Source organism: Labrys sp. (in: a-proteobacteria) (assembly GCF_047605565.1).
GTDB classification, from domain to species: domain Bacteria; phylum Pseudomonadota; class Alphaproteobacteria; order Rhizobiales; family Labraceae; genus Labrys; species Labrys neptuniae.
In genome coordinates this window covers 241,178-257,325 of record NZ_JASGFM010000003.1, presented here as the reverse complement: position 1 = coordinate 257,325, position 16,148 = coordinate 241,178, and the positions used below count along the sequence as shown (strand labels likewise).

15 protein-coding genes are annotated in these 16,148 nt (G+C 63.1%); 6 read left to right on the top strand and 9 right to left on the bottom strand.

Annotated elements, in window-relative coordinates; all coding sequences use genetic code 11:
- Window positions 1-231 precede the first annotated feature (231 nt).
- The gene (locus QM672_RS04990; protein WP_311936904.1) at window positions 232-708 is read left to right on the top strand and encodes a DUF2127 domain-containing protein; all 477 of its coding nucleotides are present in this window, start codon (window positions 232-234) and stop codon (window positions 706-708) included.
- 8 nt (window positions 709-716) lie between these two features.
- Here QM672_RS04990 and QM672_RS04985 read toward each other — a convergent pair whose 3' ends face one another.
- From QM672_RS04985 to QM672_RS04970, 4 genes are all read right to left on the bottom strand, one after another.
- Entirely contained in the window at window positions 717-1,916 is a 1,200-nt protein-coding gene (locus tag QM672_RS04985; protein WP_415081012.1) for an MFS transporter, read from the bottom strand.
- Between the two features lie 28 nt (window positions 1,917-1,944).
- Window positions 1,945-2,487: a Chromate resistance protein ChrB gene (locus QM672_RS04980; protein WP_394311492.1), complete on the bottom strand. Its 543-nt coding sequence runs from the start codon at window positions 2,485-2,487 to the stop codon at window positions 1,945-1,947.
- A gap of 133 nt (window positions 2,488-2,620) precedes the next feature.
- Entirely contained in the window at window positions 2,621-3,748 is a 1,128-nt protein-coding gene (locus QM672_RS04975; protein ID WP_415081009.1) for a Gfo/Idh/MocA family protein, read from the bottom strand.
- Window positions 3,735-4,787, bottom strand: coding sequence for a hydroxyacid dehydrogenase (locus QM672_RS04970; RefSeq protein ID WP_415081007.1), 1,053 nt, complete (start codon window positions 4,785-4,787; stop codon window positions 3,735-3,737). The genes QM672_RS04975 and QM672_RS04970 overlap by 14 nt, the downstream gene beginning before the upstream one ends.
- Before the next feature lie 114 nt (window positions 4,788-4,901).
- On the opposite strand from QM672_RS04970, the gene iolD reads away from it, so the two are divergent.
- From iolD to QM672_RS04955, 3 genes are all read left to right on the top strand, one after another.
- Window positions 4,902-6,746 carry a 3D-(3,5/4)-trihydroxycyclohexane-1,2-dione acylhydrolase (decyclizing) gene (gene iolD / locus QM672_RS04965; protein WP_415081005.1) on the top strand — a complete coding sequence of 615 codons (1,845 nt, stop codon included), beginning with the start codon at window positions 4,902-4,904 and terminating at the stop codon, window positions 6,744-6,746.
- A 100-nt stretch (window positions 6,747-6,846) separates the two neighbouring features.
- Window positions 6,847-7,746: a myo-inosose-2 dehydratase gene (gene iolE / locus QM672_RS04960; RefSeq protein ID WP_415081003.1), complete on the top strand. Its 900-nt coding sequence runs from the start codon at window positions 6,847-6,849 to the stop codon at window positions 7,744-7,746.
- A 4-nt stretch (window positions 7,747-7,750) separates the two neighbouring features.
- Window positions 7,751-8,569 carry an SDR family oxidoreductase gene (locus tag QM672_RS04955; protein ID WP_415081001.1) on the top strand — a complete coding sequence of 273 codons (819 nt, stop codon included), beginning with the start codon at window positions 7,751-7,753 and terminating at the stop codon, window positions 8,567-8,569.
- 72 nt (window positions 8,570-8,641) lie between these two features.
- Here the strand turns inward: QM672_RS04955 and QM672_RS04950 are convergent, their stop codons facing one another.
- The 4 genes from QM672_RS04950 to QM672_RS04935 all read right to left on the bottom strand — a co-directional run bounded on the left by QM672_RS04950 (window position 8,642) and on the right by QM672_RS04935 (window position 12,565).
- On the bottom strand, window positions 8,642-9,511 hold the full coding sequence (locus QM672_RS04950; protein ID WP_415080999.1) for a MurR/RpiR family transcriptional regulator: 870 nt from the start codon (window positions 9,509-9,511) through the stop codon (window positions 8,642-8,644).
- A 168-nt stretch (window positions 9,512-9,679) separates the two neighbouring features.
- Complete coding sequence (locus QM672_RS04945; protein WP_367624735.1) at window positions 9,680-10,696, bottom strand: sugar-binding protein; 1,017 nt, start codon at window positions 10,694-10,696, stop codon at window positions 9,680-9,682.
- A gap of 80 nt (window positions 10,697-10,776) precedes the next feature.
- The gene (locus tag QM672_RS04940; protein ID WP_311936926.1) at window positions 10,777-11,817 is read right to left on the bottom strand and encodes an ABC transporter permease; all 1,041 of its coding nucleotides are present in this window, start codon (window positions 11,815-11,817) and stop codon (window positions 10,777-10,779) included.
- Between the two features lie 7 nt (window positions 11,818-11,824).
- The gene (locus QM672_RS04935; RefSeq protein WP_311936928.1) at window positions 11,825-12,565 is read right to left on the bottom strand and encodes an ATP-binding cassette domain-containing protein; all 741 of its coding nucleotides are present in this window, start codon (window positions 12,563-12,565) and stop codon (window positions 11,825-11,827) included.
- A 369-nt stretch (window positions 12,566-12,934) separates the two neighbouring features.
- Between QM672_RS04935 and QM672_RS04930 the strand changes: the two genes are divergently transcribed.
- Both QM672_RS04930 and QM672_RS04925 read left to right on the top strand, forming a co-directional pair.
- Window positions 12,935-14,128, top strand: coding sequence for a Gfo/Idh/MocA family protein (locus QM672_RS04930; protein ID WP_415080996.1), 1,194 nt, complete (start codon window positions 12,935-12,937; stop codon window positions 14,126-14,128).
- A 30-nt stretch (window positions 14,129-14,158) separates the two neighbouring features.
- Window positions 14,159-15,160, top strand: coding sequence for a Gfo/Idh/MocA family protein (locus QM672_RS04925; RefSeq protein WP_415080994.1), 1,002 nt, complete (start codon window positions 14,159-14,161; stop codon window positions 15,158-15,160).
- A gap of 167 nt (window positions 15,161-15,327) precedes the next feature.
- Here the strand turns inward: QM672_RS04925 and QM672_RS04920 are convergent, their stop codons facing one another.
- Window positions 15,328-16,143, bottom strand: a complete 816-nt coding sequence (locus QM672_RS04920; RefSeq protein ID WP_415080992.1) for an HpcH/HpaI aldolase family protein — start codon at window positions 16,141-16,143, stop codon at window positions 15,328-15,330.
- Window positions 16,144-16,148 lie beyond the last annotated feature (5 nt).

The window sequence follows — 16,148 nt, the reverse complement described above, 5'->3', positions numbered from 1 at the left end:
CAAGATGAGCAGCGAGAGCGCTAACCTCAAGAGCGCCGGTCTCCTGGACCCGCCACGCGCGCAGATGCCAATCCTCTATCCGCCGCCATGATCGAGGACTACAACAAGGCGATGCTGCCGCCTCGTGCACGACAGAGCTGGTGATCCACACGACCGCCAACGACAAGGCTCGAATTGCAGCTCGCATGTGTCTGTTCGTATTCTCCCTGCTGATGCTGGCTAGACCATCTCATGAATGAACATCAGGTTCACAAGATCTTCCAGATCGGCATTCTCCTGAAAGGGGCACATGCACTGATAGAATGCGTCGGCGGCATCGCCCTTGCTCTGATCAGCACCAATACAATTCGGGCTTTCGTCAACTGGGTCACGCAAGAGGAGCTGATCGAAAACCCGCATGACTTCATCGCGGGCCACCTATCCGCCTTCGCCCAGAATTTTTCCATCGAGACGAAGCATTTCTACGCATTCTATCTACTGGGCCATGGCGTGGTGAAACTGGCGCTGGTCATCGGCTTGTTGAAGGGCAAGCTTTGGTCGTATCCGGCATCGCTGATCGTGCTCGGGCTTTTCATCGTCTACCAGCTCTATCGTTTCTCCTACACGCATGGTGCCGGGCTGATCGTCCTCACCATCCTGGACGTCGTGGTGATGGGGCTGATCTGGCACGAATACCGTCTCATGCGTCGCCATATGCCCACCCAATAAAGCTCCGATCATTCACGCGTCCCGGAGAGCTGCGCGCGAACCGGCAGCAAGACGATGAGGGTCACAAGCGAGAAAACAGCTCCTGCGAGAAAAGTGGCTTGCGGTCCGGCCAGGTCCCATAGGGCTCCTGCTATCACGCTGGCGACGAGCAGCGCGAGGCCGGTAACCAGATTGAACAGGCCGAAGGCGGTGCCGCGCAGTTCGGCGGGCGCGGCTTCGGCAATCAAGGTGGCCAGCAGCCCCTGAGTGAACCCCATATGCAGCCCCCAGAGCGCCACACCCAGGCACACGCCCATGACGCCGGAAGCGAAGGCGAGCACTAGGTCGGCAACAACCAGCAGCACGAGGCCGATGGCGAGGATCGCCACCCGGTCCATCCGATCGGAAAGGATGCCGGCCGGATAGGCCGAGAGCGAATAGGCAAAGGCCATGATCACCAGCACAATCGGCACAAGCGCCAGGGGCAGACCGGCCGACTGGGCGCGCAGGACGAGAAACGCTTCGGAAAAGCGGGCAAGCGTGAAGATCGCCGCGACGGCAACCACCCACCAATAAGCCGTTCCGAGGCGGCGCACCTCGTCGCGCCGCAGTGGCATGCGGACACGGCGCAGGTCCTGCGGTCGCTCGGGCTCTTTGACCACGACCAAGAGGAGGCCGACGGACAGGAACGCCGGCACGACGGCAATCCAGAACACGAGCTGGAAGTGATTGGCCGTCATCCACATCAGGCCGATCGCCAGGAGCGGGCCTGCAAAGGCGCCGATGGTATCCAGTGATTGGCGCAGACCGAAGCTCGCGCCGCGCAGATGCGGCGGCGCAAGATCGGCGACCAGGGCATCGCGGGGTGCACCCCGGATACCCTTGCCGATACGATCGACGAACCGCGCCGCGACCAGCCAGTCGATCGAATTCGCCAGGGGAAAGACCGGCTTGGTGAGAGCGGCCAGACCATAGCCGAGAGCAGCCAGGAATTTTCGCTTTCCCAGCCAGTCGCTGAGAGCGCCCGAGAACACCTTGGTGATCGAGGCCGTCGCTTCCGCGATGCCCTCGATGAGGCCGACGGCAAGCGTGGACGCGCCGAGCACCGTGACCATGTAGACCGGCAGGAGCGCGTGGATCATCTCGGACGAGACATCCATCAGCAGCGACACGAAGCCGAGCGCCCAGATGCCGGCTGGAATACCGCTGCGCGGCGGAGAAGGCGTCATGGTTTGGGCTGTCCTCCGATCGGCCATCTCAGCGGTTCTCGTCCTGTGCCTCGAAGACGCGCTGGGCGTAGCTGTCGAGCAGCGCCTCGCAGGCATGCAGGCGCTCGGCCGCCTCCCCGGCGAGCGACGCACCGTAGAAATCGAGTTTCCTGATCTTCTCGAGCCACCCCTGGAGCTTCTTGAGGTCGGTGTCCTCTTCCTCCAGTTCGGCATAGGTGAACTTGTTGATCGCAATTTCCTTGGCGATTTCCTTTTCGAAATCGGCGCATCGCCCCAGGAATTCGCGATATTGCTCGTCCCGATCGTCCTTGAAGCGGCTTACGACTTTCTCTTCCTGCCCTTGATCGAGCGCAACCGTCTCCAGGATCACGCAATCCCCCGACAGGTCGGCGATATCGTTCTCGATCATCTTCAGGCGGCGGATGTGGTCATTGGTCTTGGGCAGGAGACACACGCCGTTCTGCAGATAGACCGCCCCCATCCCCTTGAGCCGCCGCCAGAGCGCGATACGCCGGGCAGCCGGCTCGGGTGGCACCTTGTACGTTAGCAACAACCAGGAAAGCGAAACCATGGAGCTCATTTTGATGAAACAGTCGTAACATTTCAACTGCAATCACGATGGTATCGCTTCTCCGCCGGAACAGCTGCTGGATGGCTCACGGGAGGAAGGCAACCAAGCCCGGCCTAGGCCATTCCGCCCGCAATCATTGGGACGTATCGATCCAGCGCCCTTCGACGCCGGATCTTTGTATCGCCTCGACCAGCGACTGGATGCGATGGCCGGCCTTGAAACCGAAGGGCTCGGGCCGTTTGCCGGCAATGGCGTCGACGAAGCCCGCGATCTCGATCGCCTTGAGGTCGTTGAAGCCGAGCTGGTGGCCAGGAGCAACGCAGAACGCTCCATAGGGGGCGTGGTCTGGGCCGGCCTCGATGCGGCGGAAGCCACGGCGCCCCTGCCGGTCGGACGTATCGAAGAAATGGAGCTCGTTGAAGCGCTCCTGGCTGAAAATCAGGGCTCCTTTGGTGCCATAGACTTCGAAGTCATGCTGCATCTTGCGGCCCGTGGCGATCCAGCTCGCCTCCAGACTGCCGGACGCGCCGCTGGCGAACCGCAGGAAGGCGCGGCCGAGATCGTCGACCTCGACATTCCGTCGGCCTCCCTTGCCATCGGGCCGGCTGGCGATCACGGTAACGCTGTCGCCCTGCACACGTTCGATCGGTCCGAGCAGGAACTCCGCCGTCGCCAACGCATGACTGCCCAGATCCGCCAGGGCTCCGCCGCCGGCCGGATCGTGCCGGAAGGTGAAAGGGCTTTCGGCGTCGGCCATGTAGTCCTCGGCGTGAATGCCCCGATAGCTGCGGATCTCGCCCAACTCACCGCCACGGATCATCTCGCGGGCGAGCGAGAACAAGGGATTGCACAGATAGTTGAAGCCGACCTGGGTACGGACACCGGCAGCTTGTGCGGCCTGCGCCATCTCGGCGGCATCGGCCGCGGTGGTGGCAAGGGGTTTTTCGCAATAGACGTGCTTGCCGGCCGCCAACGCGGCGAGCGCCATCCGCTTGTGCAGCGCATTGGGAGCGGTGATGTCGATCACGTCGATATCGGGATCGGCGATCAGGGTTTTCCAGTCGCCCGACGACGTGCTGAAGCCGAGCGTCTGCGCCGCAGCGGCGGCCAGTTCCTCGCTGCGGTCGGCGACCGTGTGCAGCACGATGTCATAGTCGAGGTCGAAGACCCGCTGTGCGGCTGCAAAGCCGAAAACATGGGTCTTGCCCATGAAACCCGTGCCGATGAGGCCGATTCTGAGTTGCTGCTTAGGAGTTGGCATTGAGCTGTTCTTTGTTGACGACAAGGGCCGGGTCGATGGTGCCGGAAAAGAAATCGAGCACGTTCTGCACCGAAGAAATGGCCATCCGCTCGGCGCACTCAGCCGTCAGGCCGGCGATGTGCGGCGTCAGGATGACCTCATCGAGCCCGAACAAGGGGTGATCGGCAAGAGGAGGTTCGTCATCGAAAACATCAAGACCGGCGGCCGAAATCCTTCCCTGGCGCAGTGCCTCCAGCAGGGCCGCCTCGTCAACCACGCCTCCGCGCGCAGTATTGACGACAATTGCGGAGGGTTTCATTGCCGCGAGTTCCCCGGCACCGATCGTCGGGCAGGCGGCCTTGGGCACATGCACCGATATGGCGTCGGCCCAGCCCAATCCGACGGCAAGGTCATCGACGGGAGCAACCGGCCCCTCCGGCCAGCCGGCGGCCTGCAGGTACGGGTCATATGCCCTGATCTCCATGCCGAAGACTCCGGCATATCGGGCAAGCTGGCGCCCCGTCCGGCCAAATCCCATGATGAGAAGGCGTTTTCCGGATAGTTCGGTCGCTTCGAGCCTGTTGCGCCAGGTCCAGTTGCCTTCGCGCACGCTGGCATCGGCCCGCAGCAGCTTCTTGGCGCAGGCGAGCAGCAGCAGCATCGCGTGCTCGGCCACCGAGACCGAATTGACATCGCCCACGATCGCAAGCGCGATGCCCCTGCCGTTCAGTGCGGGCAGGTCGACGGCGTCATAGCCGACGCCGTGCCGCGAAACGATCTTGAGCCTGTCGGCCTGCGCGATGATGGGGGCCGAGAGAGGTTGCGTGCGAATGACCAGGCCGTCCGCAGCGGCGATGAAAGGGGCGTAGCTTTCCTCCGAGACCTCTTCGACATAGTCGAACGTCACCTCGGGAGCATCACGCAGCAATGCGATTCCGCTCGGATGCAATTTGCCGGCGACGAGTACGTGCGGCATCGTTTCCTCCGGCCCAGCGCTGGTGGCTGGTTCTGTCGAACGTTTCATGCCCGCGATGGGGGGAGCGCCATCATGCTCGCTCATGAGCGGGAGCCTGCCTCCTGCAAGGCATTTCGCAATGGTGATTGCAAATATGTTGCATTGTCAATAATCATTTCGTAAGCAATGGAAAAATCGCGGTTGCGTGGGAGGAACACGATGCCGGCAACACTCCGCCTCACCATGGCCCAGGCCCTGGTCCGTTATCTGTGCAATCAGTTTACAGTCGTAGAGGGCGCGAAAGTTCCGCTCTTTCCAGGTGTTTTCGCGATCTTCGGGCATGGCAACGTCACCTGCCTGTCGGAGGCCCTGGAGGCGGTCAAGGACACTTTGCCGACCTGGCGCGGCCAGAACGAGCAATCGATGGCCCTGGCGGCAATCGGCTTCGCCAAGGCCAAACGCCGACGCCAGATCATGGTGGCGGCGAGCTCGATCGGCCCCGGTGCGCTCAACATGGTCACCGCGGCCGGCGTCGCCCATTCCAACCGCCTGCCGGTGCTGCTGCTCTCCGGCGACACTTTCGTCAATCGCCGCCCCGATCCCGTCATGCAGCAGGTGGAGCATTTCGGTGACCCCACCATCAACGTCAACGACGCCTTCAAGGCCGTGACGCGCTATTGGGACCGCATCGTCCATCCCGAGCAGATCATCTCCTCGCTGCCGCAGGCCGTCGGCGTGCTGCTGGATCCGGCCGATTGCGGGCCCGCCTTTGTCGCGCTGCCGCAGGACGTCCAGGAAATGGCCTGGGACTATCCGGAAGCGTTCTTCGAGCCTGCCGTGCACAAGATCCCAAGGCCGCGCCCGGATCGCGATCGCCTCCAGGAAGCCGTGAAGATCCTGCAACAGGCAAAGCGGCCGCTCATCATTTCAGGCGGCGGCGTGCGCTATTCCGGCGCCGAAAAGGCCCTGGCCGAGTTTGCCGCGAAGCGGGGCATTCCGCTCGCCGAGACCATTGCCGGCAAGGGCGCGCTCACCCATGACCATCCCGCCCATGTCGGGCCGATCGGCATCGTCGGTTCGACTTCCGCCAATGCCCTGGCCAGCGAGGCCGATGTGATCCTCGCCATCGGCACGCGCCTGATGGATTTCACCACCGGCTCCTGGACCGCCTTCTCGCAGACGGCGAAATTCATCTCGATCAACGCGGCGCGCTGGGATGCCACCAAGCATCGGGCGCTGGCGGTGGTCGGCGATGCCCTGGAAACCGTCGGGGAATTGGCGGATGCACTTGGCGATTGGACGGCGCCGGCGGCCTGGACGCAGAAGGGCGTGGCGGAATTCGCCAAATGGAATGCCATGCTCGATGGCTTCCAAAAGCCTACCAACGAGCCGGTCCCCACCTACGCACAGGTCGTCGGGGTGGTGAATGCCAAGGCCGGCAACCGGGACCTGCTCATCACCGCTGCCGGCGGCCTGCCCGGCGAAGTCATGAAGAACTGGCGGGTCAAGGAGCCCAACACCTTCGACTGCGAGTTCGGCTTTTCCTGCATGGGCTATGAGATCGCCGCGGGCTGGGGCGCGGCAATGGCCGATCCGACGCGCACGCCGATCGTCATGGTCGGCGACGGCACCTACATGATGATGAACTCGGACATCTATTCGACCGTTCTGAGCGGCCACAAGATCATTGTGATCGTCTGCGACAATGGCGGCTATGCCGTGATCAACCGGCTGCAGAATGCCAAGGGCGGAGCTTCCTTCAACAATCTGATCAAGGATTGCCGGGTGAAGGAGCCCTTTGCGGTCGACTTCGCCAAGCACGCCGAGGCGATGGGCGCCCTGACCCGGCAGGTGGACAGCCTTGCCGATCTCGGCCCCGCCATCGAATGGGCGCAGAACAACGACCGGACCACGGTCATCTCCATCGTTTCGGACGCCTTCACCTGGACGCCGGGCGATGCCTGGTGGGATGTCGGGGTTCCCGCCACGAGCGAGAGGAGCGAGGTACGCGAGGCGCATGCCTCTCAGCTTGACGGGCGCAAGCGCCAGCGTGTCGGGGTATGACGGACGCATATTGCGAGCAGCCGGGACTATCCTGCTTCCCAGGGCTGTCCTTTGGATGTGATCGACCTCGATTTCCATCGATGCAGATTTGGAGAACCTCATGAAAGCCCGACTTGGCATCGCACCGATTGCCTGGTGGAATGATGACCTGCCCGAACTCAGTGACGACGTGTCGCTCGACGAGTGCCTGCGTCAGGCCCGCGAGGCGGGCTTTACAGGAATGGAGACGGGCCGTCGTTTTCCGATGGATCCCGCGGCGCTCAAGCCCGTCCTGGACAAACACGGCATGAGCGTTTGCGGCGGCTGGTTCTCGGGCCTGCTGCTTGACGGCGATCTCGAGGTGGAAAAGGAACGCATCGCCGGACAGATGGCCCTCTTCAAGGCGGTTGGAGCACCGTGCATCGTCTATGGCGAAACCGCCGGTACCATCCAGGGCAATCGCTCGGCGCCCCTGTCGACCAAACGGCGGTTGAGCGAGGAAGAGATCAAGGCCTATGGGCGCAAGATGACGATCTTCGCCGAATGGTGCGCCGGACAGGGCATGCCGATCAGCTACCATCATCACATGGCGGCGCCGATCGAGACCGAAGCCGAACTCGATCTCCTGATGAAGCACTCGGGAGACGCCTTGCCCCTGCTCTACGATGCCGGTCACATGGCTTTCGCCGGCGGCGACGTGCTGCGGGTGATCGACAAGCACCATGCCCGCATTTCCCATGTCCACACCAAGGATATCCGCGCCGCGGTGGTCGAAGGCCTCGATCGCACCAAAGAGAGCTTTCTCGATGCCGTGGTGAAGGGGGCCTTTACCGTTCCCGGAGACGGATCCCTCGATTTCGAGGCGATCGTGAAGCGGCTGGCCGCCCACGGCTATGAAGGATGGTTCGTCGTCGAGGCGGAGCAGGACCCCGTCAAGAGCCCGCCGCTGCAGATGGCCAGGATCGGGCACAAGGAATTGCTGCGGGTGATGGCCGCAGCCGGCTATTCGGTGGAGAATTGATGCCATGAACCGCATGGATGGAAAGATCTGCGTCGTGACCGGCTCGACGCAGGGGCTGGGGGCTGCGATCGCGCATGAGCTCGCCGCCGCCGGGGCCGCCGGCCTGGTCACGCTCGGCCGCAATGCCGCCAAGGGCCAGGCGGTGGCCGATGAAATCAGGGCGCGGACCGGCGTTCCCGTTCACTTCGTCAAGGCCGATGTCGCCGATGTCGGACAGTGCCGGCACGCCATTGCCGAGGCCGACCGCGTCTATGGCCGGGTGGATGTCCTCGTGAATGCCGCCGCCTGCACCGATCGCGGCACGATCCTCGATACCTCGCCCGAGTTGTTCGACCAGCTCTTTGCCACCAATGTCCGCGGGCCCTACTTCCTGATGCAGGAGGCGATGAAGCTGATGATCCGCGACAGCATCGCCGGATCGGTCTGCAATATCGGTTCGATTTCCGAACATGCGGGACAGCCTTTCATCAACGCCTATTGCGCTTCCAAGGGCGCCCTGGCGACGCTGACCCGCAATACCGCCTTTTCGGTGATGAAGAACCGCATCCGCGTGAACCAGCTCAATGTCGGCTGGATGTCGTCCGATCATGAGCGCGAACTGCAGGCGGCTTCCAGCGGCGATCCCGACTGGGAGGCCAAGGCCGCGGCAGCCCTTCCTTTCGGGCGGCTCGTCGATCCCGCCGAGGCGGCCAGGGCTGTCAACTTCATCGTCTCCGACGATGCCGGGCTGATGACGGGTGCCGTCATCAACTATGACCAGACGGTGTGGGGCGGATCAGCCGGCATGATGCCGGTACCCAATGAAGCCCTTTCCCTGGCATGATCGCCCCACGCGGAGGTGTATGGGCGACCGGAAGCGGCCCCTCGTGGGCCGCTGCTCTGTGCAAACACTCGCCTAGGGTTGCGTCACGATCGGGATGCGGGGGTCGGGAGCCTTCTGCAGGCGTGCCGCCAGCGCCGCCGTCAGGGACTGCGCCAGACACATGGGAGCCGCCAGCGATCGTGAAAACGTATATTGATGCTCGGGCACCGCGAACAGAACGGTTGCGTTCTTGGCGAGGGGCGAAAGGGTTGAATCCGTTATCGCCAGGATGGGCATGTCCCGGGCAGCCGCCTGCTCGACGATATTGACGACTTCGGTCGCATAAAACCGGAAAGAGACGGCAAAGAGCAGATCCGTGGGCCGCATGGTGCCGGCGATATGGGTGGAAAGGCCGCCGCTCGCATCGAGGAGAACGGTGCGCTTTCCCAGCATGGTCAGGATGTAGCGGGTGAGATCGACGATCGGCGCCGAGCGAAGCTGGCCGACCAGATAGATGGTGTCGGCCTTCTCCATCAGGTCGACGGCCTTTTCGATGGTCTCTCCCGTCGTCAGGTTCAGCAGCTCCTGCAAGGCGTCGATGTCGCGCAGGACCAGATCGTGCAGGAAGCCCCAGCCGCCGACATTCTCCCGGTCGCTCAGCTCCGACTCCAGGGCTTTGATTCTGGCCTGGAAGCCAGGGGCGGCCGTCGACAGGCGTCGCTGGAAGACCGCCTGCACCTCCTTGAAGCCCTTATAGCCCAGCATCTGGGCGAAACGAACGAAACTGGAGGCATGGATGCCGCAGGTGTCCGCGATGGCGTTGAGCGACATCACCGCGACATCATTGGGATTTTGGGTCAGGTAAACGGCTATATTCTGATAGGCCTTGCTCATCCCGTCATACTTGTCGTGGATGACCCGAATTAGGTCCTCGTAGTCTTGCGGGACACTGTCGGCGCCCATGAATATATCCTTCTCCAATCACCGGCAGCTTGGGAAAATGCCGCATGCAAATCGCGCTTTATCACAGGTATGCCGCGCAGCGTTAGCCACGCGGCATGTCCGGACTGCCCGCAGGATGGCCCGGAAGATCGACGGGCCTTGCAGGCTGTATGGAGCGACCTGGCTCCGTCAGTTGCCACCGCCGATGCAGGTGGCGACGTTTTCGGGTGTGCAGACGTCCAGGCCGGTATAGCTGGGATCCTTGGGCGGGGCCTTGCCGTCCTTGATGTCCTTGAGGAAATACATCGCCTTATAGCCCATCTCGAAGGGACGCTGGCCGACATTGCCGGAAGCCAGGCCTTCCTTGAGAAGGTCGATCTGCACGGGCAGCGTATCGGCAACCACCAGGGCAAGGGCGCCGGAGGCGATCTTGCTCTTATATTTGGTCGCCACCTGCCGATAGGCGTCGGGCAGGAATTCGGGGAAGCCGCCCGTCGGGATGAACGCATCGAGATCGGGATATTTGCCGAGCGTGTCTTCGAGCTGCTGCACCGATTTCGGGAAATCGTCATCGGTATAGAGCGGGCACCCGTCGACTTCGGTCCAGCCGTTCTGGCCGGTCAGGCGATCGCCCGGCGACTGGGCGCTCGGCTTGCCGGCAAGAGTATCGCGAATTCCCTGCATGCGTTCATTGTGGTTGGCGGCTGCCGCACCGCCGGACTGGATGCAGATCTTGCCGCCCTTCGGCTTGATCTTCATGGCAATCTTGGCGAGATTCACGCCGATCTCGTAATTGTGCGTACCGACATAGGCGACACGCTCGCCCTTGGCGTCGGGAAGCAAGTCGGAGTCCCAGGTCAGCACCGGAATCTTGGCCCCGGCCGCGCCCTGCAGCGCAGCGGCGATCGCCGGTGCATTGGCCACCGAGACGGCGATGCCGTCGACGCCCTTGGTGATGAGGTCCTGCACCATCTGCGCCTGTTCGTCGCCGCCGCCATGTTCGCCCGGGCCGACATAGAGGCATTCGATGGCGCCGTTGAGTTCCTTCTCCGCCTTCTTGCAGCCGGCCTGCGCCTGGTCGAAGAAGGGATTGTTGGTGTTCTTGGGGACGAGCGCGAAGGTCAGCTTGTCGGCGGCATGGGCGCCACCGGCCGTCGCGGCAAGACCAACGGCAAGGGCCGCCGAGGTCAGCAGATATTTGAGCATTGTCTCCTCCGGATGTTGTGCCCTCCGGGACGTGTCCGCGACACGCCCTTGGGGCGTTCACACGATGCCGGTTCGACCGGTCATTCGCGTCTCTTGCCGCGGATCCGCTCGAGCAGGACCGCAAGAACCAGGAAGCTGCCGACGAAAACGCCCTGCCAGTTGGAATCGACGCCGGCCATGAGCAGGGAATTGCGGATCACTTCGAGCAAAGCCGAGCCGATCAGCGCACCGAAGGCACCGCCCTCCCCGCCCATGAGATTGGCGCCGCCGATCACCGTGGAGGCGATGGCGCGCAGTTCATAACCCGTGCCCAGGGAGTTGATGGCCGAACCGGCCCAGCCGACGCTCAGAATCGCGGCGATGGCACCGCTGACGCCGGAAACGACATAGGCCTGCAGCTTGATGCGCTTGACCGGGACGCCTGTAAGGTTGGCGGCCTGTTCATTGCCGCCTATGGCGATCAGATGCCGGCCCCATGTCGTCATGCGCATGACCACGAAGAGCGCGAAAGTGAGTACGAGCAGCACCCAGACGGGATTGGCGATACCGAAAATCGCGCCGGCGCCGATGGCCTTGAAGGTCGGGCCGCCGGGACCGAAATTGTAGAGCATCTTGTTGCCGGACAGGACGACGGCGACCGAGCGGGCGGCCGAGAGCATGCCGAGCGTCACCACGAAGGGGGACAGGCCGACATAGGCGATGAGCCCGCCATTCACGGCACCGGCTATGCCGCCGGCGACGAGGCCGGCCAGCACGGCCGCATACCAGGGATTACCCGCCTCCAGCGTCAATCCGCAGACGACTGCGACCAGGCCCATGATCGAGCCGACGGACAAATCGATACCGCCGGTGACGATCACGGCGGTGGCACCGAGCGCCATGATGCCGATAAAGGCGAAGTTGCGGGTGATGTTGTAGAAATTGTCCTCGGTGGCGAAGCGCGGCTCGCGGATCGACATCACGATGCAGATGACGAGCAGTGCGACCGTCACCCAGAAGGCCTGGCTGGAGACGAGCGACTGCCACAATGATTTTTCCTTCGTCGTCAGGACCGACTCGATGGAAACATTGGCGGACACAGGCGCATTGGCCTGCTTGGAATGGTTGGAAGCATCCGTCATCGCAACCTCACGCTGCCTGGATTGCGCCGGTGATGAGACCCGTAACCTCTTCGGGCGAGGTTGCGGCTATGGGCTTGTCCGCCACTTTATGGCCGCGCCGCATGACGACGACGCGGTCGCAGACTTCGAAGACGTCGGGCATGCGATGGGAAATCAGCACCACCGAAATGCCGGCGTCGCGCAGGCGATGGATCAGCCCCAGGACCTCGGCAACCTGCCGCACGCTGATGGCGGCGGTGGGTTCGTCCATCAACACGATCTTGGCCTGCGACAGGCGCGTGCGTGCAATGGCCACCGCCTGGCGCTGCCCTCCCGACATCTGTCGGACCAGGTCGCGGGGGCGGGTTTCCGATTTGAGCTCGGCGAAGAGCTCACCGGCCTTCTTGATCATCGCCCCGTGATCGAGCCAGCGCAAAGGACCGACGCCCTTCTTGATCTCGCGGCCGAGGAATACGTTGGCGGCGGCCGAGAGGTTGTTGCACAGGGCAAGGTCCTGATAGACGACCTCGATCCCCTTGGCCCGGGCCTCCACCGGCTTGTGGAAATGCACCACCTCGTCGTCGAGCTTGATTTCACCGGAAGTGGGAGGGAAGTTGCCGGCGATCAGTTTGACCAAGGTGGATTTGCCGGCGCCGTTGTCGCCCATCAAGCCGACGATCTCGGCCCTGCCAATCGTCAATTCGACGTCTGTCAATGCCTTGATGGCGCCGAAGCTCTTTGAGACTGACTTCAGCTGCAGCAATGTCATGCCTCGCTCCCTCTTTCTTTTCTTGTTGCTCTATTCATGACGCATCAGCCGGCAGATGCCACCGGAAAAAAGGCGGCCGCCCGCGCTGGAAGAGCATCGACTTCATTGGGATCGAAAGATCCGTCGCCCGGCGATCCTGCTGCAAGCAAGGATGCTTTCGTGACGCCTGGCACGCATTGCGAATTTCCCCGTCCTGCCGCTGGTGCTTGCTTCTTTTTTGCAATTTCTATTTCATTTTCATTGTGATTGCAACAATTATTGCAAAGCCGGCGCGGCCGTCAAGGGCTATTGAAATGATAATTGACTAAAATTATTTTTATCAATAATCATTGCAAAAAATCGCACCGGTAGGTGCAGGGAGAGGAAGTCATGACAGCCAGGCAATCTCGGATGGAGGCCTATCCCAGGGCCGATCGTCGACTGAGGCTTGGCTTCGTCGGCGGCGGGCGCGGTGGCCAGGTCGGCGCTTGGCACGCCGCCGGCGCTCGTCTCTCCAACCGGTGGGACATCGTCGCAGGAGCGCTCTCGGCCGATCCGGCCACGGCCCGGGCATCGGGCCGGGACTGGTTCCTGGCCGACGACCGCATCTACGACGATTATCGCATCATGGCGCGGCACGAAGCCGCCCGCCCTGATGGCATCGATGCAGTTTCGATCTGTACGCCCAACCACACCCACTACGAGATCGCCCGTGCCTTCCTCGAGGCGGGCGTCAACGTCATCTGCGACAAGCCCCTGACGACGAGCCTGGACGAAGCCAAGGCCCTGATGACCCTCGAGAGGGATACGGGATTGGTCTTCGGCGTGACTTATGCCTTCGCGTTTCACGCCATGGTACGGCAGGCGCGGCACATGATCCTCGCAGGCCGGATCGGGCGGGTCCGCCAGGTCCATGTCGAGTATTTCCAGGAATGGTCCTGCCTGGAAGAAAAGCCGGCTGGCGGAGAGCTGCCCTGGCGCCAGGATCCGGCAAGGGTCGGCAAGGCGTCGGCGATCAGCGACATCGGTACGCACGCCTTTCATCTGGCGAGCTATGTCACGGCCGAACCGATCGTCGAGCTGAGAGCAGATCTGCATGTCTGCGGCCCCGCGCGCGGCCTGGAGGACACAGCCTTCATCAATATCCGCCTTGCCGGCGGCGCCCCCGGCACGCTCCTGGTCACGCAGGTCGCGCCCGGCAATTATTGCGCCCTGCGCTTGCGGGTCTATGGCGAGCGCGGCGGCATCGAATGGGACCAGGAAAAGCCCGAATATCTTCGGGTCAGTTATCTCGGGCAACCGGACGAGGTGATCGTCCGCGGCAAGAAAGGCGTGATGCTGCCTGGCGTCGGGAAAATGTCCACGCTGCCGAGCGGGCATGGCGAGGCGCTCAGCAATGCCTGGGCCAATCTCTACACCGAATTCGCCGTGGCGATCGAAGCGAGAGCCGCCAGGCGTTCCCTGCCGGCGGGCATGCTCGAATTTCCTACAGTGCAGGATGGCGCGCGCGGCGTGAACTTCATTCAGGCCGCGGTGGAATCCCATGAAAAGGGCGGTGTCTGGACGCCGTGCTGGCTGACCTAGCGCCCTGCTATCGAAAATCGGGAGGAAGAAATGAGCGTCAAATTGGGGATCGTCGGCGTTGGCGTGATGGGCGCCGATCATGCCCGCACGATCGCATCGCAGGTGGCCGGCGCCAGCATTCGCAGCATCTACGATGCCAATGCCGAGCGCGCCAGGCAGATTGCCGACGAGGTCGGCGCTACCGATGTTGCCGGCGACCCTCTCCGTCTCATTGGCGATCCTCAGGTCGATGCCGTGCTGATCGCCTCGCCGGACAGCACCCACAAGGAGCTGTCCCTTGCCTGCATCATGGCCCGCAAGCCGGTGCTGTGCGAAAAGCCTCTGGCCTCGACCTCGCAGGAATGCCTCGAACTGATCGATGCCGAGATAGCGGCAGGCGTGCGTCTGGTCCAGGTGGGCTATATGCGCCGGTTCGATCCCGCCTATGTCGCGATGAAGGAGCAACTCCTGGCGGGCAGGCTCGGCAAGCCTCTGCTGTTTCATTGCATCCATCGCAATGTCGCCGCGCCACCCTGGTTCGATGGCGGCATGGCCCTTGCCAATTCGGCCGTGCACGAATTCGACATCATACGCTGGATGCTTGCCGGCGACCTGACCGCCATTTCGGTGTTCCGGCCCGGCGAAGTTTCCACCCAAACGCCCGGCGCGCCCGTCTTTCTGGTGCTGGACGGGCCGGGTGGCACCCTGGCGACCATCGAGGTCTTCAACGATGCCGTCTATGGCTACGACGTCAGGGGCGAACTCGTGTGCGAGAAGGGCACGATCGAGCTGCAGCGGCCGGTGCATGCGCTCGTCAACCACGCCTTGTCGCAGGGGGCGAGCTATCCGCTGGACTGGCGCCCGCGCTTCCAGGATGCCTATCGCCTGCAGGCGCAGGGGTGGATCGACGGCATCAGGGACGGCAAGCCCACCGGTGCGAGTGCCTGGGACGGATATGCCGCCACCCTCGTGGCCGAGGCGGGACTGCGGTCGCTCGGATCCGGGCGTCGGGAAGAGATATCCACTACGCCCATGCCCGGCCTCTATGGCTGATACCAACTTGCATAGAGCCTCGCTCACCACCTCTGTCATTGCGAGCGAAGCGAAGCAATCCAAGGGCCGTAGACTTTGTGCCTTCAAGTCCCTGGATTGCTTCGCTTCGCTCGCAATGAGGGGTCAGCCTTTATGTGCCCTGGCATGAGACCTTTGCAGGCACGCGATCAATAGGCCGATTTCACCGCCGGGGATGCCGTGGCCGGTTTGCCGTTGAGCTCGCGAAAGCGGGAGACGCTGGCCTGCGCGGCAGCGGCGAGCAGCCTGGAATCGCCCGACACCGTGGTCATGTCGAAGCCCCAGGCGATGGCGCGCGTGGCATAGTCGGGCGTGCCGCAATGCAGGGCGGCGATCTTGCCCGATTTCTTGCATGCCGCGACGATCGCCTGCAGCGCCTCGATCATCTCCGGCTCCTCGCGGTCGAAACCCGGCGCCAGGCGCCCCTGGTGCAGGCTGAAGGTGAGATCGGCCGGCCCGACATAGATACCGTCCAGTCCGGGCGTGGCGGCGATCGCCTCAAGATTGGCCATGGCCTGGGCGGTTTCGACCATGGCGAAACCGAGGATCTCGTCATTGGCTTCGGCCGCATAGTTGGCGCCGGCCGAGAAGTTGGCCCGCGTCGGGCCGAAGCTGCGCTGGCCGTGCGGTGGATAGCGGATATAGCTGACGAACTCGGCCGCCTGTTCGGCCGTGTTCACCATCGGGCAGATGATGCCATAGGCGCCGGCGTCCAGCGCCTTCATGATGATGCCGGGTTCGAGCCAGGGCACGCGCGCCATCGGCACGACACCCGATGCGCGCATGGCCTGCAGCATCGGCAGCAGCATGGAATAGTCGAGAGCCCCGTGCTGCACGTCCACCGTAAGGCTGTCATAGCCTTGCGCCGCCATGATTTCCGCAGTGAACGGGTTGCCGATCGAGAGCCATCCGTTGATGGTGGGCCGCCCTTCGGCCCAGCTCTGCTTCAGCTTGTTCCTGATCAACGGCG